Annotated in this window: 21 protein-coding genes; 17 read left to right on the top strand and 4 right to left on the bottom strand. The window is 63.1% G+C overall.

Annotated elements, in window-relative coordinates; all coding sequences use genetic code 11:
* Position 1 precedes the first annotated feature (1 nt).
* On the bottom strand, positions 2-784 hold the full coding sequence (locus tag R4P95_RS28105; protein ID WP_317840510.1) for a helix-turn-helix transcriptional regulator: 783 nt from the start codon (positions 782-784) through the stop codon (positions 2-4).
* An 806-nt stretch (positions 785-1590) separates the two neighbouring features.
* Here R4P95_RS28105 and R4P95_RS28100 point away from each other — a divergent pair.
* From R4P95_RS28100 to R4P95_RS28040, 13 genes are all read left to right on the top strand, one after another.
* Entirely contained in the window at positions 1591-2298 is a 708-nt protein-coding gene (locus tag R4P95_RS28100) for an SAF domain-containing protein (RefSeq protein WP_317840509.1), read from the top strand.
* Between the two features lie 45 nt (positions 2299-2343).
* A complete protein-coding gene (locus R4P95_RS28095; RefSeq protein ID WP_317840508.1) occupies positions 2344-3123 on the top strand; it encodes a hypothetical protein in 780 nt (259 codons plus the stop codon).
* Positions 3120-4766 (top strand): CpaF family protein, encoded by a 1647-nt coding sequence (locus R4P95_RS28090; protein ID WP_317840507.1) that lies wholly within the window; start codon positions 3120-3122, stop codon positions 4764-4766. Before R4P95_RS28095 ends, R4P95_RS28090 begins: the two co-directional genes overlap by 4 nt.
* Entirely contained in the window at positions 4766-5641 is an 876-nt protein-coding gene (locus tag R4P95_RS28085; RefSeq protein WP_317840506.1) for a type II secretion system F family protein, read from the top strand. Before R4P95_RS28090 ends, R4P95_RS28085 begins: the two co-directional genes overlap by 1 nt.
* Positions 5638-6537 carry a type II secretion system F family protein gene (locus tag R4P95_RS28080; RefSeq protein WP_007299973.1) on the top strand — a complete coding sequence of 300 codons (900 nt, stop codon included), beginning with the start codon at positions 5638-5640 and terminating at the stop codon, positions 6535-6537. The genes R4P95_RS28085 and R4P95_RS28080 overlap by 4 nt, the downstream gene beginning before the upstream one ends.
* A gap of 126 nt (positions 6538-6663) precedes the next feature.
* A complete protein-coding gene (locus R4P95_RS28075) occupies positions 6664-6921 on the top strand; it encodes a hypothetical protein (protein WP_317840505.1) in 258 nt (85 codons plus the stop codon).
* Between the two features lie 190 nt (positions 6922-7111).
* The gene (locus R4P95_RS28070) at positions 7112-7528 is read left to right on the top strand and encodes a hypothetical protein (RefSeq protein WP_317840504.1); all 417 of its coding nucleotides are present in this window, start codon (positions 7112-7114) and stop codon (positions 7526-7528) included.
* Entirely contained in the window at positions 7525-7977 is a 453-nt protein-coding gene (locus tag R4P95_RS28065; RefSeq protein WP_317840503.1) for a TadE/TadG family type IV pilus assembly protein, read from the top strand. The genes R4P95_RS28070 and R4P95_RS28065 overlap by 4 nt, the downstream gene beginning before the upstream one ends.
* A complete protein-coding gene (locus R4P95_RS28060; RefSeq protein ID WP_005560298.1) occupies positions 7974-8435 on the top strand; it encodes a TadE/TadG family type IV pilus assembly protein in 462 nt (153 codons plus the stop codon). Before R4P95_RS28065 ends, R4P95_RS28060 begins: the two co-directional genes overlap by 4 nt.
* Positions 8432-11635: a LysM peptidoglycan-binding domain-containing protein gene (locus R4P95_RS28055; protein ID WP_317840502.1), complete on the top strand. Its 3204-nt coding sequence runs from the start codon at positions 8432-8434 to the stop codon at positions 11633-11635. The genes R4P95_RS28060 and R4P95_RS28055 overlap by 4 nt, the downstream gene beginning before the upstream one ends.
* The gene (locus R4P95_RS28050) at positions 11632-12192 is read left to right on the top strand and encodes a hypothetical protein (protein WP_317840501.1); all 561 of its coding nucleotides are present in this window, start codon (positions 11632-11634) and stop codon (positions 12190-12192) included. Before R4P95_RS28055 ends, R4P95_RS28050 begins: the two co-directional genes overlap by 4 nt.
* 11 nt (positions 12193-12203) lie before the next feature.
* Positions 12204-12842, top strand: a complete 639-nt coding sequence (locus R4P95_RS28045; RefSeq protein WP_317840500.1) for a hypothetical protein — start codon at positions 12204-12206, stop codon at positions 12840-12842.
* 577 nt (positions 12843-13419) lie between these two features.
* Complete coding sequence (locus R4P95_RS28040) at positions 13420-13806, top strand: hypothetical protein (RefSeq protein ID WP_317840499.1); 387 nt, start codon at positions 13420-13422, stop codon at positions 13804-13806.
* A gap of 370 nt (positions 13807-14176) precedes the next feature.
* Here R4P95_RS28040 and R4P95_RS28035 read toward each other — a convergent pair whose 3' ends face one another.
* A complete protein-coding gene (locus R4P95_RS28035; protein ID WP_317840498.1) occupies positions 14177-14767 on the bottom strand; it encodes a hypothetical protein in 591 nt (196 codons plus the stop codon).
* A 99-nt stretch (positions 14768-14866) separates the two neighbouring features.
* On the bottom strand, positions 14867-15220 hold the full coding sequence (locus R4P95_RS28030) for a hypothetical protein (protein ID WP_317840497.1): 354 nt from the start codon (positions 15218-15220) through the stop codon (positions 14867-14869).
* 146 nt (positions 15221-15366) lie between these two features.
* On the opposite strand from R4P95_RS28030, the gene istA reads away from it, so the two are divergent.
* From istA to R4P95_RS28010, 4 genes are all read left to right on the top strand, one after another.
* A complete protein-coding gene (gene istA, locus R4P95_RS28025; protein WP_317747509.1) occupies positions 15367-16902 on the top strand; it encodes an IS21 family transposase in 1536 nt (511 codons plus the stop codon).
* On the top strand, positions 16902-17693 hold the full coding sequence (gene istB / locus R4P95_RS28020) for an IS21-like element helper ATPase IstB (RefSeq protein WP_317747508.1): 792 nt from the start codon (positions 16902-16904) through the stop codon (positions 17691-17693). Before istA ends, istB begins: the two co-directional genes overlap by 1 nt.
* A gap of 524 nt (positions 17694-18217) precedes the next feature.
* Positions 18218-19081 (top strand): hypothetical protein, encoded by an 864-nt coding sequence (locus R4P95_RS28015; RefSeq protein ID WP_317840496.1) that lies wholly within the window; start codon positions 18218-18220, stop codon positions 19079-19081.
* Between the two features lie 71 nt (positions 19082-19152).
* A complete protein-coding gene (locus tag R4P95_RS28010) occupies positions 19153-19488 on the top strand; it encodes a hypothetical protein (RefSeq protein WP_317840495.1) in 336 nt (111 codons plus the stop codon).
* A 211-nt stretch (positions 19489-19699) separates the two neighbouring features.
* Here R4P95_RS28010 and R4P95_RS28005 read toward each other — a convergent pair whose 3' ends face one another.
* Positions 19700-22543 carry an NACHT domain-containing protein gene (locus tag R4P95_RS28005; RefSeq protein ID WP_317840494.1) on the bottom strand — a complete coding sequence of 948 codons (2844 nt, stop codon included), beginning with the start codon at positions 22541-22543 and terminating at the stop codon, positions 19700-19702.
* Between the last annotated feature and the right edge of the window lie 190 nt (positions 22544-22733).

The raw sequence follows: 22733 nt of genomic DNA, 5'->3' as shown, positions 1-22733 counted from the left end.
TTCAGGAGGCGGGGAGGCGCACTCCGAGGTACATCTGCAGCGGATACTTGCCCCGCATCTCCGTGTGGACCTGTACGTGCACGCTGTAATGCTCACCACTCTCGGCGTCGCGGAGGTGCATGAACGGCTGGTGCCGGCCGAACCGAACTTCTTCGCGTGACCACAATTGGCGGAAGAGAGGGAACGCGCTCAACTCTTCGAGGGTTTCCACCGCCCAGTCGGGGTTGTAGTAGCGACCCATCAACGCTCGGAACCAGCTGACGGTCAAGGCGGCTTCCGCCTCCCACTCCACCATGACCTTCATTGATGCCGGAGTCGAGAAGAACCAGCGCAACACGTTTCCCTCGTCGACCAGTCCAGGGAACGCCTTGTCGTACGCCGAGTTACAGTCGATGACATTCCAGCGTTCGTCGAGGTACGCCACCAGGTGTGGGTTCAGCGCCGCGATGGCGGTCTTCATGTCCGGTGTAATCAGTGTCCGATAGTCGGCGATCGTCCAGGGTGTCGTGGTGTCCTCACGCTCAGTCTGTGTTCGCCGTGCCAGATTGAAAAGGTGCCGACGTTCTGCATCATCGAGACAGAGTGCGTTGGCGGTGGCGTCGAGAACCTGTGGAGAAGGACTCGCGTCCTTAACGTTTCCTTCCAGCCGCGCGATGTAGCTGACACTCAAATAGATCTTTTCGCCCAGTTGGGCCCGAGTCATACCATCCGGGTGCTTCGGCGTTGCCCTGGTGCGTCGAGCACGAATGAAATCACCGAGACTCGGCGGACTGATCGAGTCCATTTGCTTGGCCTTTCCGATAGCGAATGCAGCGGCAATACCCTACTCCCGGGGAATGTCAAGCCTTGTAGGTAACACTCTTGAGTGTTACCCCCCTGCTGGACAACGCAGTTCTTGACCTGATGGAATGTTTTCCCAGAAGACTCACAGCTGCGTGGCAGGCAGACAAGTGCGGGTCGACAGTCGCGCCGAGGGGGAGGGCCCAGGCGGGTTGCGGAGGGGAAAGCGTTTATGCCACGTGCAGCACAATGGGGTTCACGTGTGCGATCGACGGGGACGGTGCTCGGCGTTCGGCTACTCGTGCTCGACGTGGCACGGCACGGATCGCTAGTCGTGCTGAGGCGATGGTCGGCCCAAGCAGAGACTCCCAAAACGGGCCGCGGGAATGTTTACACGGACCATTTCGAACCCGACTGTCTATACGGGGCAGTAGAAGTAGTCGGTCAACGGCATGCCGCACAGTTTGCCCAACGCCGGATTGTTGAAACCGTCGCTTCCGGCACCCGAGGTCGGGATATCGCTGGACGCACAGGTTTTCATGTACATACCGGCGAAAACGTAACGGCGTGCACTACCGCCATAGCGAGCAACACGGTCGCCGCCCCACCGAAATCCGCCACGCAACGCAGCTGGTTCACGCGCCCAGCGGCGCCCTCACACGCACCGGACCAGTCGCACCGGATGGCGTCACCAGTCCGTCGGAGCTTTGCAGGTGACGTGGTCGCAGCGAACTTGTCCAGGTCGCTCTCTACTGTTCGCCGTACGAAAGTGTCCGATATGTCCACACGTCCACTGTGAAGGACCACCACATGGCATCCCTGCTGACCAAGAAAATCGACAAGCTCCGCTCGTCCGGGGATGACCTGCCCCCGGCGCACAACGGCGCAGATCAGGACGACCCACCCGATCTGAATACCCGCGCGCGCGTCCGTCGACGCCCCATTTACCTGGCGATCGGTGTCGCACTCGTCGTGGTGGCAGTGATCGGCATGCTCACCGCGGTCAACGCGATGCGCGCAACCACCGATGTGCTCGTCCTGACGAACGAGGTGCAGCAAGGCGAGACCATCGAGTCCAAGGACTTGGCCGCCAAATCGGTCAACGTCGATGCCGATCTCGGTGCGCTGCCCGCCAGCGAACGCGGCCGCGTCGTAGGAATGAGTGCCAGCACCCGGTTGCCGGCCGGCACCGTCCTGCTCCCGTCCGCGATCACCGATCAGGTTGTTCCCGGGGAAGGCCTCACGATGGTCGGCATCACGGTGAGCTACAGCCACCTCCCCTCCGAGCAGATCGTCCCCGGTGACATGGTCCGTGTCGTGGACACACCACGCGACCAGGACGACCCGCCCGTACAGGGCCCGATCAACACGAAGGCGCAGGTGTACTCCACCAAGGAGATCCCCGAAGCCGGCGAGACAACGCTCAACCTGCTCGTGCCCGAGGCAGAGGCCAACTGGGTCGCCGCCCGCGGCGCAACCAAGCGTGTCGCGATCGTCCTCGACAACCGAGTGCGGTGATCGGCGATGTTTCTCGCACTGACATCCGCCTCACGCTCACCCGGTGTGAGCACCACGGCGCTCGCGCTGGCCCTGAACTCACCGACCGACCGGACTCTGCTCGTCGAAGCGGATGCCATCGGGTCCTCGCCGGTCCTGGCCGGATACATGCTCGGTAACCACTATCACGATCGTTCCTTGATCAATCTCGTCGACGCGAATCGTCATGGGCGCCTCAAGGCTGCTCTGACCGAGCAACTCATCCAGATCCCGGAATCGTCGGTGTCATTGCTCCCGGGGCTGGTCCACTCCGCCCAGACAGATGCGATGCGGCCCGTGTGGGGACCGTTGGGTGTCCACCTGGCCGGATTGAGCGTCGACGACACCAACGTGATCGTCGACGCCGGCCGGATCGGGCAACGAGGCGCTCCGGTCGAATTGATCGTCAACGCGACAACGATCGCAATCGTCACCCGCACTGAGCGAACGGCAATCGCAGCGTTACGCGCCTCGCAGAACGCCCTGCGACAGCAGCTCTCCGCGGTGCAATCACGGGCAAGTCTGGGGTTGATCCTGATCGGTGATTCCCCCTATAACGCAGAGGAAGTCACGAAAGTCACCGGCCTTGACGTGATCGCAGTGCTGCCCGACTCCGATGACGCCAAGGTCTTCTCGGACGGGTTGTCCATCAGCAAATGGCGCCGTCGCCGTTCGATCTACCTGCACACCCTCCACCGCAGTACCTGGCCGAAGATCACCAAATTCGCGGTGAGCCATCAGGCGGACTGGAAGTCCGGTCCCGCGCTCAATGCTGCGCTGCCGACACTGACAGGAGAACGTCGATGAACTCCGACGACGCGACTCAGCCTCCGCAGAACAAGATCACGGAACTTCCCTTCTTCTCAGCCCCGATCCCGGACGCCGACCTCGCAGGCGGGGGCCGCAGTTCGGTATCGGAAATCACGCTCCCCGACACTGATCCGTTTCGATCGCTTCACCTACACGAACTGCCACCGGCCAGCACCAATGGGCACAGCGGCACTGCGCGACGGTCCGTGCCGCCCGCCGCGAAGGTCAAGGTCGATCGCGCCCTGGTCCGCGCTCTGCAGAAAGAAGCTGCGGAACTGTTGCGTGACTACCGGTCAGCGCGTGACCGCGAGCGCCACGACCCGAAGAACGCCGGCAAATACTTCGCCCCGTTCACCGAGGAGGAAGAACGCGAGTTCGGCCGTGAGACGATCACCGGCCTGGTCAAGAACCACGTCCAGAAGACCATCAACTCCGGCGGCGAAGCCTTCACACTCGTCGAAGAAGAAGCCCTGATCAAGGCCATCTTCGACGCGCAGTTCAACCTGGGCCCGCTGCAGGAACTCGTCGAAGAGCCGCACGTCACCGACATCTTCCTCAACGGCGCGGCCGTCTACGTCAAGTTCCCCGACGGACACTATGAACACCGCGACCCAGTCGTCGACACCCCCGAGGAACTCCTCGAGTGGATGGGACTGCTGGCCTCACGCGCCGACAACGGCGGCCGGCCATTCTCCCGGCTCAATCCGTCACTGCGTCTGACAATGCGCGGAGGCCACCGACTGTCGGTCATGGGCTACTCGGTCAAACGGCCCTCGGTGGCAATTCGCATCCACCGCCTCAAGAACATCGCCCTCGATCAGCTCGCCGTCGAACATCGGATGATGCCGATCGAGCTCGCGACCATCCTCTCGTGCGCGGTCCGTGGCGGTGCCTCGGTGGTCACCGGCGGCGGAATGGGCTTCGGAAAAACGACCTTCACGCGTGCACTGGCCAATGCGCTTCCTCTGCAGACGCGAATCGGAATCGCGGAAACCGAACGGGAACTCTTCATCGACGAACTGCCAGGCCGCGAGGATTTCGTGGTCGACGCCGAGACAATCCTGGGCGGCGGAGAACGCGGTGCAGACGGCGAGCTCGCCGGCAGCTACACCCTCTCGGACATCCTGTACGAGTTCGTGCGACAGCAGCTCGACTACATGATCGTCGGTGAGGTCGCCGGTCACGAGATCCTCGCTCTTCTCAAGGCACTGCAGACGGCCAGAGGAGGGCTATCCACGACGCACGCTTACACCGCTCGCGGTGTAGTCGACCGTCTGGTGAACCTGGCGACCGAACCCCCGATGAACGCGACGGTGGACTACGTCGAACGCCAGCTCGCAGAGCACATCGACCTGATCGTCCAACTCGGCACGAAGGTCCGCGTCGATGGCGAAGGGTCGCGCACCTCGGTCCGCTACGTCGACGAAGTCGTCTACGTCGAGCCCGGCGACGACAAGAAGCCGTCCTTCTCCACGATCTACCGGGGATACTCGGACGGCACAGGAGAATTCGGATCCATTCCACAACCTCTGCTCCGCAAGCTGCTCGCCGGCGGATTCAAGCGAATCCACCTCCCCAGCGACAGCCTTCGCCACTTCGACGAAGAACGCGACCTCTACGACGATGAAGAGGTGGCGTGATGTATCAGCAAATCGGCATCTTCCTGGTACTGCTGCTGTGCGCCGGGGTCGCCTGCATCGTCATGGGATGGAAAGACCGCCGCGATCCCACCACGCCCACGCGTCAGCGCCGGCGCCGCAGCTCGTCGAAAATCCCGCGTAGCACCCAGATCCTGCTCGTCGTGGGCTTCGCCGCCGGCATCGTCGTGTCGTCCCTCTCGGGTTGGCTCTTCACCCTCTTTCTGGTCCCGGCGCTGCTGGTCGGCTTGCCGTACCTGCTCGGCCGTCCCGAAGCAGAACAGCAGATCAGTCGGCTGGCGGCCATGGATGAGTGGGCCCGCAACCTGTCCAGCAGCATGAAGGCTGGTTCGGGAATCGAGCACACCATCATCTCCACTCCGATCCCGGAGGCGCTGCGGGAGGAGATCACGGCGTTCATCAGCCGCCTGCGCAACAACGTCCCTCCGGCGGATGCGATCACACGTTTCGCTTCGGACCTCAACGACAGTGTCGGCGACAAGATCTGCGGCGCCTTGCTACTGAGCATGCAACTGCGGGGCGTTGGACTTGCAGCCGTGCTCGAAGGCCTCGCCGAAGACGTCGGTGACATGGTCGCGCGCCGACGCCGCACCGAGGCCGACCGAAAATCCAGCCGTACACAGGCGAAATGGGTCACCATCATCGCGATCACAACACTCGCGGCAGCGTTCCTGTTCACCAACTTCATGGAACCGTACAAGTCGGGCGGAATGCAGATCGTGCTACTGATCCTGCTGACCCTGTTCGCGGCCGACCTGTACTGGATGAAGCAGGCCACCAAACCGCCGACCTACCCCCGCTTTATCGGCACCAATGATCGCGTCAACCGCACCGACCTCGTAGGAGCGCAGCGATGAGCATTCAGATGACGGTCATCCTCTACACGAGCGTCGGAACAATCGGCATCTACCTGGTCGCCCTCTACTTCATGCGCGCACAACCCGCACTCAGCGATGCCATGTCGCGCCTGTCCGGACCGGCCCCGGAGCGCACGTCGACAGCCGGAACCTCCCTGATCGACGGGATGGCGAACAAACTCGGCATCCGGGTCCACCCCTACCTGCAGGACAGCAAATTCTTCACGCTCCCCAACGCCGATCTCGCCCTGCTGCACCGAGATCCCGCCCACGTACTCGGGGAAAAGCTCGTCGCAGCACTGCTCGGACTGCTCATCTTCCCCTTCCTCAACCTCGTCCTGACTGCATTCGGGGTCGGCCTGGGATGGTCCATCCCGGCCATCCTGTCGATTGCGACCGCCTTCCTGCTCTTCCTCATCCCCGACATCGAGATCCGACGCCGGGCAACCGCGGCACGAGCCGAGTTCGCGCAGGCACTGAGCTCCTACATCGATCTCGTCGCGCTGTGCCGACGCGGTGGAATCGGCACCACCCAGAGCCTCGAGCGCGCTGCGCAGGTGGGAGATTCATGGGTGTTCCTGCGCCTCGACGAGGAACTGTACGAAGCCGGGCGCTCCGGCGAAGCCCCGTGGAATGCCCTGACACGCGTCTCCCATGAGCTCGGCCTGACCGAGCTGGGCGACCTGGCCGACATCATGAACATGACCGGAGACAAAGGCGCATCCGTCTACGCATCACTGCGGGCAAAGGCCGCGGGCCTGCGATCCGCTCAGGCCAGCGCAGAACAGGGTGCGGCAGCGGAGGCCACCGAAAAGCTGGCTATGCCGCTGGCCGGACTCGCCGGCTTGTTCATCATGCTGCTGCTCATCCCGGCACTGACCATCATCACCGGCTAATCCGATTCGACGCTGCGCCTCCCGCGCCGCGAAAGGAGCGAGACGCCCAGACCGCCGAGCCTGGCCGGCCACGATCATCCAGTCCAGCTCACCTGCTACACATCGACCAAACACAAGGAGCCCACCATGAGCATCACCACCGTCGCTACCACCACCCGGCGCACCGCCCGCGAGGCCGTGACCTCCTACATCACCCTCACGATGATGTTCATCGCCGCACTGGCCGGCACCCTCCTCCACCGCGCCGGCGGCAAAGACTCAGACCGCGGACCCTCCACCCTCGAATACGTCTTCCTGGCCGTCTTGGTCGTCGGCGCCGCCGCCGCAGCCGGTGCAATCGTCGTCCGCAAGATCATGTCCCGCGCAAACGCAATCCCCGACTGAAATCAGACAGCGCTGCATCGATTGGAGAGACGGTGAGTACGTGACATACCTCGTGAGGGCCTTCCAGGTCGCTGCGATGGTGGCGGTCGCTGCGTTGCTTGTGCAGCTCGGAATCGATTCCTGGCCGTGGCCGTATATCCCTATTCCGTCCTGAAAAGCCAGCCGTCCAACAACTATCGGAAAGCAGACCATGGTCACACTGGAACAGTTGATCGACCGATGGCGCCGCGATGACCGAGGCCCGGCGACGCTCGTCACGGTCATCGCGATGGTCGCATTCCTTCTGATCTTTTCGGTCCTGCTGCAAACCGCCCTGTTCTTCCACGGCCGCGACGTCGCCAACAGCTGCGCCGAAAAGGCACTGAAGAACACGAGATCCCAGTACGGCAACCAAGCGCTCGGAACAGCTGCCGCTTATGCCTGCATCGCCCAGGCAGGCGCCGGTGACCTGCAGATCCCGGTTGTCCTCGTCAGCAAGAACATCCGCGAAACAACCGTCAACATCACCGGAAAGGCCCCTTCCCTCGTCCCGGGTCTCGAATTCCCCATCGTCGTCAACCACACCAAACCGACTGAACGCGTCACCAACCCGGGAGGAATCGGATGAGAGGCACCCGATGGATATCCCACGCCCGCCGAGATGACCGGGGCGACGTCACGATCGAGCTGTGCCTCGCAACCGTCATCCTGATCTTGCTCCTGGGCTGGATGTATGCGTACGGCGTCAACCGACAGGCGCACCAGAAGGTTGAACACGCCGCCACCGAGGGTGCCCGTGCAGCCTCACTCGCCCGCACCATCGCCACCGCCACCCCGCTGGCGTACCAAGCAGCGGCCGGCAGCATGGACGGACAAGGCCTCAAGTGCGCCACCATGAACGTCAACGCCGATACCAGCGGCTTCCGCACCAGACCTGGTGTCCCCGCCACGGTCGAGGTCACCGTGACCTGCCAGGTCTCCTTCGACGCACTTGGATGGCCCGGAGTCAATGGTGCCCGCACCGTCACCGCTACCGCAATCTCGCCGATCGATACCTACCGGGAGCGCACACGATGACCAACGCCCTGCGTAAGCGACTCGCCTCCCGCCTGCCGGAGGAGCACCGCGACAAGGGTGCCGTCACCCTGATGACGGTGGTCTTCGCCCCTGTCCTGATCTTTTTCGTCTGGGGACTGATCGTCGACGGTGGCGGCATGCTCACCGCCGACCAGCGAGCCGACAACGTCGCCGAGGATGCTGCCCGAGCAGCCGGTCAGCAGATCATCGGATCGGTGAGCGCCCGCGGCATCGACACGGTCGTCGACCCGGTCCGCGCGACCGCAGCCGCCAAGAGATACCTGTTCGAGGCCGGCGTCGACGGCGACGTGATCCCCACCGGCCCGCGCACCCTCCTGATCACGACCCGCATCGTCTACAACTCGAAACTTCTGCCATACCCCAGAACGAAACTGCTCGTCGGTACGGCCGCTGTGAATCTCAACCGCACCAACGCCGGGGAGGTGTACATTCCGTGAGCGCAAACGCCGCGCGGTCCCGCCTTGCCGGACTCGGCTACCTCCTGATCCTGGTGATGCTTGTCGCCGGGATCCCGGCCGCGCTCTGGGCGCTGCGCGGCAATCCGCTCGACATACCGTGGTCGGATTTCGAAGGTTTGCTCGCGAGTCCAGATGACGGCAGTCTTCTCATCGCCCTTCTTCCCCTTGTTGGCTGGGCTGCTTGGGCCACCTTCACCGTCCCGATTCTGCTCGAACTCGCGGCGACACTGCGTGGCGTCAAAGCGCCGAAGCTGCGCCTTCTTCGCTCACAACAGCGGACGGCGACGTTCCTCGTCAGCGGCGCTCTCTTGCTCCTGACCGCCGGAACCGCCACCGCCGCACCCGCCTTGACCCAGCCTGCGGACGTGGGAAGCACCTCTCCGTACGTGCCGCACTCACAGCAGGAAGATCCGAGCGCGTCACCGCAGACACAGGTGGATCCGCGGGTCACCCGAATGGCGGTACAACCGGCGGGGCCGACAGTGACGACCGTGCGGGGAGACACCCTGTGGGGATTGGCCCAGCAGCATCTCGGAGAGGGCCGCCGCTACGCCGAGATCCTGGACCTCAACCGGACTGCTGTCCCCGAGCCAGGGTTTCTGGCCGAAGGGTTGACCCTGCAGCTGCCCGCATCCCAGCCCGAGGTGGTACGCGGCGCCTATACGGTCAAGCAGGGCGACACCCTGTGGGATATCGCCGAGCGCGAGCTCGGCGATCCTTTGCGTTTCATGGAGATCACGACTCCCGACGGCACCCCGGCTGGCGAGCTGATCACGGTCGGCCAGCAATTGATCATGCCCACCGCCGCCTCCGCGGCGGCGGACGCTACGCCGGCGCCGGCCTTGGTGCCGCCGGCTGATGCTGTTTCGGCTCCCGCTCCGGCTCCGGAAGCTGTTCCGGCTCCCGCCCCCGCTCCGGCTCCGGAAGCTGTTCCGGCTCCCGCCCCCGCTCCCGCCCCCGCTCCGGCTCCGGAAGCTGTTTCGGCTCCCGCTCCGGCGCCCGCGCCTGTGGATGTCGCCCCCAACTGGCAACTCGACCCCGTCGAGCCTCAAATGCCTGCCGACTTCCTCACCAATGACGCGCCGGCAGAGACCGATACCGAGGACGGCTCATCCGACGTCGTGTTCATCGGTCTCGGAATCTCAGCGGTTGCTGCAGCTGGACTGACCGGGCATCTCGCTCTTCGTCGCCGCAAGCAACAACATCGCCGCCGCCGCGGCGAGCGCATCGCCCTTCCCGCCGAAACCGCGATCCAGGCGGAGCAGGCACTCACGGCCGCCGCTGATCCCCTCACCACCACCCACGTCGACATCGCATTGCGGCACCTCGCGCACCACCGCAGGTCCACGGGTATCGCTCTGCCGGGCCTGCTTGCGGTCTTCGTCGGTGACAACGACATCGAGCTCGGACTCGTCGAACAGGTCTCACTCCCGGCGCCTTGGACACAGATCGACGACACCACCTGGTCAGTAGATCCGAGATTGTTTCCGCGCAGCGTTCCCGAGGCCGAGATCAGTCCGTACCCGGCGCTGACGGCAGTCGGAACCAGCGACGACGGTCGCGACCTCTTGCTCAACCTCGAACAGATCGGCCACCTCGCCATCAGCGGCACCCCGACTGCAACAGCCGGGGTGCTGCGTGCGCTCGCCGTCGAGCTCGCAGTCTCGCCCATCGCCGACAGCCTCCACCTCAACCTCGTCGGATACTGCGCCGACCTGCCGGAGGCAATCGACAACGGCCGCATCACCCACTCCGAGGACGCCGACACGGTCCTGACGACACTCGCCAATCACCTCGAACTCGACTCCGAAATCCTCGCGGACAACGACTTCGAGTCAATCGCGCAGGCACGCACGTCGTACACCACCAGCGAGCTGACCGCACCCGAGATCGTTCTGATCGCCGATCCGGTGACCGAGGCACAGGCCGGGCTACTCGTCGGCATCGCACGGCACGCACCCCGAATCGCGTTCGCCGCAGTGACTACCGAGAGCGCACATACCAACGCCAAATGGACCCTCGAGGTCGACGACAACGGCTCGGCCGTCCTTGCTCGTCCAGGAATCGCGACGGCCGGCATCACAGTGACCACCCTCGATGAGGAGAGCTACGCGTCTGTCCTGGACCTACTGACCACCACCTCACGCGAACCTCGCGTTGCCTACACGGGCGATAACCCTGACATTCGATGGGAAGCAGCCCGTCTCGACAACGACCTCTCGACCCTGGAGTTCATCACCAGCTCCGATCCCGCCACCTTCAGCGTGGTCGGGAGCCTCGACCATGCCGTCGACCGACCAGAGCCGTCCGATTCGGATGAGGTCACCGCAGAAGGCGTGCTGCCGGAGGCGGATCACATCTGGATCAGGCTGCTCGGCGAACCCGCCGTCACACCCCCGTCACCAGGGCCGGCAGAAGGCCGAGAGAAGAGCCTGACCGAAATCGCCGCGCTTCTCATCACCACGGATGGCGGTGTCCTCGCCGCGGACATCGACAGCAAAATCTGGCCCCATGACGTCGAAGCCGCCAGAACCGGCACAGCCGAGCAGGAGAAAGAAGCGAAGGCCCGGCTCCGCCGGCGCCGCAACGAAGCGCTCTCTCGCCTGCGTAAGTGGCTCGGTGACACCGAGACCGGTGAACCCGCCCTCATCAAGTCCGGAGATCGAACCGGCCGGACCCCGCAACGGCTCCACGACGCCGTCACGACCGACTGGGACTACTGGCAGGAACTCGTCAACGCCCATCCCGCTGACGTCGACACCGCCCGGCTATCCGCCGCACTAGCTCTGGTCACCGGTCAACCTTTCAGTAGCGATGACCCCACCGCTTACGGGTGGGCCGACCACACCAAGCAAGACATGATCTCCGCCGTTGCCGACGTCGCCGAGGAGCTCGCCACCCGCTACATCCGCGGCCAACAGGTTCCCCAGGACCTCGCGGCTGCACACGCCGCCGCCGAGACGGGCCTCGAGGTCGACATTGTCCACGAAGGGTGCTGGCGTGCGGCGATCATCGCCACCCACTTCTCGGGTGACACAAATACCACCCAAAGGTTGATCGATCGCATGATCACCGAGCTCGACGCCCTTGAAGAAGAGCCCGAACACGAAACCAAGATGCTCCTGAGTCAGCTCGACTCCACCTACGGCAGCCACTACCGGATCGGAGCAGCATCATGACGTGCCGCATCGCCGCACTGGCGACACTCACTGCTGCGATGTGCCTGACAGCCGGCTGCAGCATCCTGACCCCAGAACCGGTCACCCTCGAAACCAACACCGGACCGACGTTCACCGGACCACCCGGCTCCGGAAAGTCCCCCGAGCAACAGGCCGGTGAAGCCGCACTGGTGAAGGTCAACGAGTACTACACGGTGCTCGCGCGACTGAGCGCCGATCCCGCCGCCAACCCCGCAGATCTCGACAATGTCGCGGCCGGCAACTTCCTTCAATCGACAAGGCGGGACATCACTGCGCATCGCATCGAGGCGAACGCAGGCGAGGTCAAGGTTCTCAAGAACACCATCACCCGCCACAACATCCCGATCGACGAAAACGGCATCCCTACGCCCGGCACCGCAACCATCGAGATGGACGTCTGCCTGGCCCGCGCTACCGACGTTCTCGAGCTCGGGAAGCCGATCCTGACGAACACCGCTTGGCCCGACCCAGCAGGATGGAGAGTCACAGCCGACTACACACTGCCCGGTACGCCCTGCAACGCCGGACTCTTCTAGGAGATACGACTATGGCACACACCACCATCCGCCGAACCGCCGTCGCTGCCTTGGCTGCGACGACCCTATTGGTCGGCGTGGCCGCCTGCTCCGATACCGACGCGGCGGATCCGGCGGTAGAGCTCACTGTCACCGGTGACCCGGCGTTCGAGGGTCCCGACGGGGCGGACACCTCGAACAAGACTCCTGACGAGTTGGCACGTGAACAGGCGCTTGCGAAGGTCAATGACTTCTACGCTGTCGTGGGCAAGCTTGATGGCGATGCCGCTGCGCCGATTGAGCAGCTCGACACCGTTGCCGGTGGTCCCGTGCTGGATAGCTGGCGGGGAGATATCACCCTGCGTCGATCGCAGAACGTGGTCGGAGCGGGCGACGTCAAGGTTGTCGATGCGAGGATTACCGACGCCGGCATACCTGTAGGCGACGACGGCAAGGCTATCTCCGGGCCCGCCTGGGTCCACGTGCGCGCCTGCACCGACATCTCCGGTATGACCTGGACGAAGTCAGACGGTAGTCCCGCCTACGACGTCAACCGGCCGCAGTTTGTCCTCGCCCAGTTGACCGTCCGGAATGCGGAGTGGCCCGATGCAAACGGCTGGCGAGTCACCAGCGATGCAGCAGCCCGATACGTGCCGTGCGATGCACCATAACCAAGGAGAACACATGCCAAATCGTCGTCGTTTTCATGCGGCCGTGATCGGCGCGCTGGTTCTGGGGAGCCTGGTTGCGTCGCCACACTCAGCGCTTGGACAACCCGGCTTCGGTTCCGGAGGAATAGACGTCGCTCCAGGTTCCGGAAATCTGGGTGCGAACATTGTCGTTCAAGGCAGCTACGTCCAGGTACCTTCGGCGTCGCCTGGCTCCGGCGGCTCCTCAGGGGGGATCGCAGCGGGGACGGGCGGTGGTGGGTCTGGATACAGCGGTGGTGGCAGTGACGTCGTGGCCGCTCCTACGGGACCTCCGGTTCGGGAGCAGTTGAAGGCGTGCGGCCGATTCACGGACTGCGTGCCGCTGAGTCCGGATGTCGGTATGCCGGCCACTCCGGTGAGCATGGCGCAAGTCATGAATGTGGTGGGAACAGCCGTGACCGGCATGCAACTTGAGGAGCCGCCGATGTGCTGGACCCCCGAACCTGCCAACTTCCCTGGTGGTAGAACCGGTTTGGTCGGAAAGAACGCGTGGGCGTGGGTTTGCCCGGATCAGATCCGGGAGAGCACCGTCGGCCCCGTGACACGGATCGTCCCCGGTCCGGGAGGCGTCGTGGTGACTGCCACAGCTGTCAACTCGAGTGTCACGATCAACTGGGGGGACGGGTCCCTCCCGACAATCTGCCCGGGAGCGCTTCTGCCGTTCACCCCGTACAACGACCTGATCGACGCCAGTCCGCTGACCCCACCGAGTGGATTGCCATCCCCGACATGCGGTCACCACATCGAGAAGACATCGATTACGCAGCCCGGCGGCGTGAACAACGTATCGGCGACGTCGGCGTGGATTGTGAACTGGACAGCAGTATGGCCAGGTGGCGGAGCAGGTGGAGTCGTGCCTGTTCCGTTGACCTCCAACTACCAACAGCGAATCGGTGAGCTGCAGGTGCTGGTCACGCCCAATTGATTCGACGTGAACTCCGTTCGATGTTGGTGCGGCGTCGGTTCGGTCAGAAACTCAGTGGCGCTGGACGCGCAGGACTGAGTCCGCGGATCGATGCCCTCGCGTCGCCTGTGGTGTCGACGTCGCGAGCTGTGCAATGAGTCCGTGAAGTAGCTCAGATCGGGAAGTGGTGCTGCTGCTGGAGTTTGGTTGCCAGATCGAGTGAGGGTGTGATGGAGAAGCCCACTGCTACGTTTTGGCTCGCTTACGAGGAGACGAGTTGTCGTCTCCTGAGGAAACCAACAGAACGGAGTGAGTGCAGCGTGGGGCGTGGATTAGCTGCCCAGCTCGACACTTGTGCCCCGCGGCATCCGGACAGCGGGGATCGCCTCGCTCAGAAATTGAGGTGGCGTGCGGGACGGCTGATCGGATGGGTTTCGACATTCGCGGGTCGACCGGGCCCGATGATGCGCACGCCACCGCTCACTCGGACGTGGGCCTCGCCATCGATGCGGACCGTGGTGGTGTCGGTAGCGGCGATCAGAGCTTGACCGTTGGCTTGGACGTGGCAATGACTGTGCGCGAAGACGATGGCGCTGTCTTCTGCGCGGATCCTGGCGTTGTCGGTGCCAACGATATGGCTCTTACCGCGGGCATCGACGGTGCTGTCGTCGAACGCTTCGATATGAGCATGTTCATAGGCAGTGACCCTGGCGTGATTGGACGCTTGGACGAAGCACCGGCCGGCGGCTGCGATGGAGCCGCCGGCGATTCCCGCGCAGGTTTGTCCGATAACTTTGACCTCGACTTGGCTGGGGACGTGGCCAAGGTCCAGCCAGTTCTCCGGGTCGGCATCGATGACGACGGTTTTCGCTCCAGCGGCGAGACGCTTGGTGTATTCCGCATAGCTGCGGACCGGCGATGCGGACCAGCCACGACGCGGCCGACGTGAGTTGCGCGTGGATTTCTTCACTGGTGCCCCCATGAGTCAATACTGCCTTCGTCTGGTGTCGTTCGTGCGAGCGCCGATGTCGGCGCGTCGCGCGTGGGCTAAACGAGGTTCAGTGTGCCGCGGTGTTCTGTGTCAGTCGCCGATCTTGACGGCATTCCCGGTCGGGTCGACGCATTGCAGATAGGAGTCGGCGTGTGATCGGTCCGGAAGGTAGGGCCAGCTGCAGTTCCAACCGTCAATGACAGCGAATCGCCCTTGTCCTTGTGCGGCGACCGTGCGGTCGTTGAGGTAGCGATCACTGATGCTCAGTGCTGTCGGGCAGCTCGGAGTTCCGGCGATGATGATCACAGGTGCAGTCGCACCGTTCAGGTTGTTCGTGACGATTCCGCACTGAGCGCTCGTGGGCGGCAATTCGGCGGCAGCGGTGGCCTGCGTAGCAGTCATCGCCGGCTGTGTCTCGGATATCCGGGTCTGAGCGTCGGTCACGCCGGGCTGACCTTGTGACAGCGGCCACGGAATACTCCCCATAGGCGGCCATTTCTCTCCCCACTGATGGCCAGCATTTTCCCCGCGGACGGCCAGATAACTCCCCGCCCGTCTCATCGGTTTCCGCCGGGCGAAGGCTCGGACGGGTGAAGAACAGCAGGGAGATCATGGAGATACTCGAGGCATACGACCTGACCGGCAGCTACCGTGCCGCCGCGGAGCTGGCCGGGTGTGATCACCACACCGTGGCCCGCTACGTGAAGATGCGCGAGGCCGGGCAGTCGCCGACCGAGCGCAAGCACCGGGATCGGGCGATCGATGCATTTCTGCCGAAAATCGAAGAATTGGTCGGCCGCTCCAACGGACGGATCCGCGCCGACGTCGTCCACGAGCGCCTGCAGGCGATGGGATTCACCGGCGGGGAACGCACCACTCGCCGCACTGTGGCCGAGGCCAAGGCGCAGTACCGGGCCGGCCGGCGCAGGGTCTACAGGCCCTGGGTGACCGAGCCCGGGCTGTGGTTGCAATGGGACTGGGGCGAGGGCCCGATGATCCGGGGCCGGCGCACCTCGCTCTGGTGCGCCTGGCTGGCGTGGTCGCGGTATCGGGTGGTGATCCCGGTCTGGGACAAGACGTTACCAACGATCGTCGCGTGCCTGGACACCACCTTGCGCCGGATCGGCGGGGTCCCGGCATATGCGCTGACCGATAACGAGAAGACCGTCACCACCTCCCACATCGCCGGAATCGCGGTCCGCAACACCGAGATCGTCGAGGTCGGCCGCCACTACGGGGTCACGATCCGCACCTGTGTGCCGGCGGACCCAGAGACCAAGGGCGGGTCGGAGGCGACGGTGCGGATCGCCAAGGCCGATCTGGTGCCCACCGACGTCAATCTCCTCGACGAATACCGCACCTTCGGCGCCCTGGAGGCCGCCTGCCGCGACTTCTGCACCATGGTCAACGAGCGGATGCACCGGGAAACCCGCCGCAGCCCGGAGGAGATGCTGGCCGAGGAACGCACCCGGCTGCATCCGCTGCCGCAGGCCCCGTTCACGATCGCGTTCGGCACCACCCGGCGAGTGAACTGGGATGCGACGATCTCGGTGGAGGCGGTGCGGTACTCGGTGCCGCACCAACTGGTCGACACCCGGGTCTGGGCCCGCTTCCACGGCGACGAGCTCATCGTCACCGCGGTGGGCGAGCGCGGACCCACCGAGGTGGCTCGCCACCTGCGCGGGATGCCCGGATCCCCGGTTATCGACGACGCCCACTACCCACCTCGTGAGGACAAGGACACCGATCGGAGGCCGAAGGCGGTCAACGCCGCGGAGGCGGCGTTTCTGATGATCGGGCCGGGCGCGGGCAGTTGGCTGGTCGAGGCCGCCGCCGCGGGAACCCGCCGGATCGCGGCGAAGATGGCCGAGGCCGTTGCCCTGTCCAAACTGCACACCCCGGCCGCGGTCGATCGAGCCTTGGGCACCGCCGCGGTCACCGGGCGGTTCGGCGAACACGATCTGCTGGCCATCCTCGACTACCAACTCGGCGGCGGCGGAGCCGAACCCACCCGCGCCAGTGAAACGCACAGTCTGCAACCCGGCACCGCCGCCTGGGCCCGATTCGGCGCCACCGGCACTGCCGCCCTGCCTGATTCCGACAACAACGAAGAGGACCGCCCCTGATGGCCGCACCGCTGCGCACCGTGACCGCCTCCACCGGAGATCCGCTCGCCGAGGCGATCGAGCTGACCCGACGCCTGAAACTCCCGCACATCCGGCGGGTGCTGCCCGATGTGATTCCCACCGCGAAGGCACAACGCTGGGATCCGGCCGAGTTGGTGCGGGTGCTGCTCGCCGAGGAAACCGCCGGCCGGGACCGAGCGAACCTGCACACCCGCCGCAAACGAGCCGGGTTCCCCGCCGGGAAGACGTTCGGGGACTGGGACGAGCAGGCGTCCTCGATTCCGCGGCCCACCCAGGACGCCCTCAAGACCCTCGAATGGGTCGCTCGTCGCGAAAGCCTCTGTGTCTGTGGACCATCCGGAACGGGAAAGAGCCACTTCTGTGAGGCGCTCGGGCAGGCCGCGGTCGAGGCCGGACTCAGCGTCGCGTGGTTCACCATCGAGGATCTCGGGGTGCTGGTGCGGCGGCACCGCGCCGACGACTCCCTCGCCCGGGCGATGGCCCGCCTGATCCGGTCCGACCTGATCATTGTTGATGATATCGGGCTGTTGCCGGTGAGCCCGGATGCCGCTGAAGGGTTCTACCGGCTCGTCGATGCCGCATACGAGCGTCGCGCGTTGGCTGTGAGCAGCAATCTGCATCCGTCTGGATTCGACGAGATCATGCCCAAGACCCTCGCCACCGCCACGGTCGATCGGCTCATGCATCACGCTCACATCGTCGTCACCGCCGGCGATAGTTACCGTCTCGCCCAAGCCACCGCAGGGAAGGGGGTCAAGCCCTTCAGCTGAACCCGCACATCAACGGCGGGGAGATAACTGGCCGCCGTTGGGGAACACTATCTGGCCGCCACCGGGGAGAACTCGTGGCCGCCTACGGGGAGGACCCACTGGCCATTGACAACCTTGACCAACGGTGGGGTTCGTCGACCACTCGACGCGTGTGAAAGCACCAGCTGGTTCGGCTGACGGGGACACGGTCTCGGCTTCTGTGTTGTTGCACCCGGTGAGGATGGCGGCCGTGATGAGGGACAGTGCAGCAATTTTCCGTGGTGGTTCGTCGATTCACGAGTACTCGCTTCTATTCCAGTCCGACAGGGAGGACGTAATGTCGAGTCCAGTGATATGTGATGACCTGAACAAAACGACGCCCGGCGCGACCACCGCCGCACCAGCGGGTCAAGCAGCGGTTTCTCGAAGGGCCCTTCCAGTGGGCGGGCTCCCGCATTGGTTCGGTGGTGCTGAGACTGTCCAGGTGGACGGCTAGTGTCGACTATCCCTTATGTCTGTCGCGCAGTTGCGGAGGAGTGCCCAAGATGACCGAACCGACGTCCGAGCTGGCGGGCAGTGGCCCCAGCGAGGAGCCACAATCGCCGGCCGTCGGTGCTGAAGATGCGGCAGGGCAACGAAGTGATCATCTGTCGGCGACAGTGTACGCACCTGCTGGGATTGTCGTCGTCGCGAGTGTGGTGGTGTGGTTCGCAATTCGGTGGCTTGATGCCGAATACGGCACAACAGGGCTGTGGTGGGTTGCCGTCACCAGTGCCGCGTTTGGTGCGGCGTTGAGCGTGGCGACGGCACCGATGATGGTCAGGCTGTGTGCTGCCGTCGAGATCGCGACGGAGGGCTGCTCCCGGCGGCTCGGTCCCGCGGCTCTGACCGCGGGCGTGTGGTTCGGCGCCGTGATGCTTGCCGGCGGCGACGCGATCTTGCCTGCCTGGCTAGCGCTGAGCCTGCTGTGCGTGTGGGCAGCGTGGATCGATCACTTCACGCTGCGGTTTCCGCTGACCTTGATCCGGCTGACCACCGCAGTGGGCCTGATGTTGGGGGCGTTCGCGGTGGCGGTGGATCAAGATCCAGCGGCAGGTGGGCGCGCACTTCTCGCCGGTGTGCTGGTGTTCGCATTCAACCTTGCGTTCGCGATCGTCACCCGCGGCTATCCCGGGCTCGCCGACGTGCGGCTGAGCTGCATCCTCGGGGCAGCGCTGGGGTGGGTCGGATGGATGAATGTGCTCTCGGGCATGTTGCTACCGAACGTCCTGGCCCTCTTGGTGATGACGGGGGTGAAGGCGATCCGGCGTCAGAAAGACCTGGGAGAGTTCGGTTTCGCACCGTTTCTCATCGCTGGAACCGCCGTGGCAATCGCGGTCCCACCGCTGTGGTGGATCGTCTGGATCTGAACGCCTTTTGACGGGAAGGTGTGGAGGATCGGTTGCATACTTGGTCTTCAGAGAGTGGGGAGTGCATCGGTATGGACGAGGTGGCTCACTCCGCTCCGGTGCGATCGATCGTTCAAACGGAACTGCCGTGTGAGTTCTGCGCGGAGGATCCCCAGTACTTCACGGGAGACCCCGTCGGCTTCGTGCGTGCGGCCCGCTGGGCAGCGGTCGTCAAGGACTGCTGTCACTTCGACGCTCGCGTGGACTACCTGCTGTGTGACGAGCACTGGGCAATGATCCGACACCAACAGCTGCCCGGCCAGTGCCCTCGGTGCGGGGCGATCGCCTACTCGGTCGAGGACATCGTGTGTACCGAGATCCCACTGGGGCGGACGGCCGACGGGGCGTGGCCGTTGATCGGTCGATAGGCGCAGAATCCATAGGGTCGTTGACTGGTACCGCAGGCATCCGTTTGCGTAACCCTGTCAGACGGCGCGCTGTTGGCCGAATTTGCGTCTGCAATCGCGTATGTGCGGGACTTGTCCGGGGAGACGCTCCAGAGAGAGGCACCGCAGCTTGAAGAGGGAAAGCCCCTGTACTGAGGATGGCAGGAACAATCTCGCGCTGAACGTTGTACGGTTACCGCACTTCGTCATCCCAAAGGACTAGTGATCGTCGGCCGTCGCACCAGTCCCGCAGCCATGCGGGTTGGCGTTGCATAACATCCCTGGCAGCTCTCTCGACCTTTCGTGCTGGGCGCCTCCTCAGTCCTACCTTGAAGTCCCGCCAGGTGAGGGCGGCACCTAGATCGCCGCCTGACAAGCTTGGTTTCATCATCCGTACGAAGGGTTCAACGTCCTGCTGGGCCTCATGCATTGCGAAAATCACGTACTGGACTAGCTCGAGGAGGATCGTGTCCAGTGCGTGAGTGGCGAAGCTACTCGGCCGATCCCATTGCAAGTACTCGGTCCCATTTCGAAGCAGGATGCTTCGAAGTTCCACGAGTAGGGGAACTGGTATCCGCGAGCCATCGACTATCTTTCGGTGGGCCTCCTGAATGGCATCCACCTGCACAGGGTTATCTGGAAGTTCTTCCATCCGACCTAGACGTGCCTCTATCGTCCACCAGACGAGCCCAGGGACTACGTCATAAATGCTGACACACGCGACTGCATCCCACCCGTTCCATGTGTGTTGCTCCGGGCGTAAACCAAGGGAGATCGTCCAATTTACGGTCGTCTGCGACTCCAGTTCCGCTCCGCGACTGACCATGCTGTGAGCAACGCTGGAGAAGATCGGTGCCCAATATTCTTGAAAGCGAAAGAACGAGCCGCTTAGCATCAGGCCCGCCCATCCGTCGAGGAAGATTGCGCGCACTGAGTCACGTTGAGGCCCAGCCTCTTCAACAAGGAATTCACGTACTAGTTGTGCGCGCGCTTGCTCGTTCAGGCTCAATGTTATTTCGAATTCAAGTGCAGAAATACTGTTGGGGTGCTCCAACCATCCCCAAACGATGCTTTGAAATGCCTGGCTGCGGAGCTGCGAGGACATCCCTATGCCCTCCATTAGGCGAAGTAACAGAAGATTCCGGGCATTCGACCGCAGAATCTGCTTGAATACAGCCGGACCGCCACCGTCTCGATGGAAATCGTAGGCCTGTATGAGCAACTCGGGAACCACGGATGTTGGGTCCCGATCGAACACACTTTGAATCTCGTCGCAGATTTTTTCTTGAGATTCGGCTCGCCGAGCGAAGGATTCGGCGGCGAAGTACTCGAGGAACGTGCGATGTGTAAAGCGAAACATTCGCTGACCTCGACTGTTGGTGCCAAAACTCGCGAGAAGCCAGGCGCGACCTGCACAGAACTCAACGAAACTCTTCGCGTCGCGCTCGGCATCGATGGAGTCGAAGCCATCCCTGTCAATGAGTGAATGAGCTAGTACTTTCACCAATTGTTGCTCCTCGATTCCGTCTTGGACGGAAGTTGAGGTATATACCCAGTTTGCAATCTCCTGCATGAGTCGCTCGGCGTACTTAGGCATCGCACCCGAATGTTCAATCTGGCGATGGCTGTCCCACCGCCGGAAAAGTAGGTCCGCGCATTTGGCGTACACGTCGCGACGGTCCGTAGGCAGTGATCCGTGTTCTCGGTAGAGAGCACACAAGAGCGAGAGCATCAGGGGGTTGTATCTCAGGTCGTACACTGATTCGGAATCGTGAATAAAGCTGTCAACCAAATCGGTTCGACCCTTTTTGCCGAACCACCGAGTGCAATACTCATCGAATTGTTCATCATCGAATTGATCTAGCCTGACGTGGTCAAATATGCTGTTCGTGAGTGGGGCGCGCTCATACCCCATGAGCCTCGACGTGACCAGGACAGAGCAAACCGGATACTGCCCGACCAGGCTTTCGATGCGCGATATCATTTGAGCGCGCTTCGCCTGTTCGGTAATTTCGTCCAGGCCGTCAAAAACCAGGCACACCCGTCCCAGCAGAAGCATATTCTCAAATTGTTCGGTCGAAATCGCTATTGAATGCTCGGCTTTGATTGATTCAACCGCGTGTTTCACGATCGATTTGTCCCAAAAAGACTTTACATAGTGGCGACACACTAGCTCGACTACTGGAATCGCAGAGTCCAGACCCGACACGGTTTTTCTGAAATGCTGGACGAAGGTGGACTTACCAGCTCCTGGATGACCCATAACCACCATCCGGAATGGGGCGGTCGAGGGGTTCAGGTCAGCGGCGTCGACGATCTGTTCATCGTCGTCTCGGACGAAATTGCGCTGAACATACAGGGATTCGAAATCGGACGGACCATCGAGTTCCGTGTGGGTAATGATGGGCTGGTGTTCGACTGCGCTGATGGTCTGAGCGAGGTGGCGACTAGTCTCTAGGGACTTCACTAAACCCGGAACGTCACGCATTAGGTCGATTAGCCGCTTTAGGTGCTGTTCACCGCGGGATTTTGTTCCGGCTCCGCCCAATACAGGGGAATTGATGAAGGCCGTAAATCCCTCGATATCCTGCTGATGGTAGCTCTCGAACAAACCTTGTTCGAGCGTGCCGTCGTAGAGCGCTTCAATCCTTGATTGAATCAAGGAGATCTGATTCTTCCATTTACCTTTGCTGTCCGCAAGCCATTTTTGAGCCTCGTTTGCAAAGATTTTCTTAAAAGTGAGGAGTGCTTGATCGCGTTCGGGACCAGGACCTGAGAGCATCGTGATCAAGTAGAACGCAAGTATCGGCTCCATCTGGCGCGACGAGAGGAATTCCTCAATATCCTCCACGTCCTTTGCGGAGAGTCCATCGAACTCCGCATCTTCAGGGCGCAGTGAAAGCCATTGAGCATCGAATGTTCCCAGCAATTGGAACCTGCGCCGCGCCGCCCCGACGCCCTTGTGGGCGTTCATCGATAGAGTCGTAGCTGCGTTTGTGGCGCCGATGGCGACGGCAGCGCTCCCCGGATCAATCATCCGTCGATCGTACGGTGCCAATGACCACGATCTGCGGCAGAGGTCGTGACGACATGTGCCATATATGTGCCAGGAGTTGACAGCGTCGGCTCGGCATCCCAACCGCTATCGCTCGGAGCCCAGCGCCCGATTCTGCGACAGCGACGGTCTCGTTCGCGGATCCTGCTCCCTCGGGGAAAGGCCTGCGTGT

It is taken from the genome of Rhodococcus sp. IEGM 27, assembly GCF_033142305.1.
GTDB lineage: Bacteria > Actinomycetota > Actinomycetes > Mycobacteriales > Mycobacteriaceae > Rhodococcus_F > Rhodococcus_F oxybenzonivorans.
Note: the sequence above shows the minus strand (reverse complement) of the source record. Positions and strands in the feature narration are given on the sequence as shown.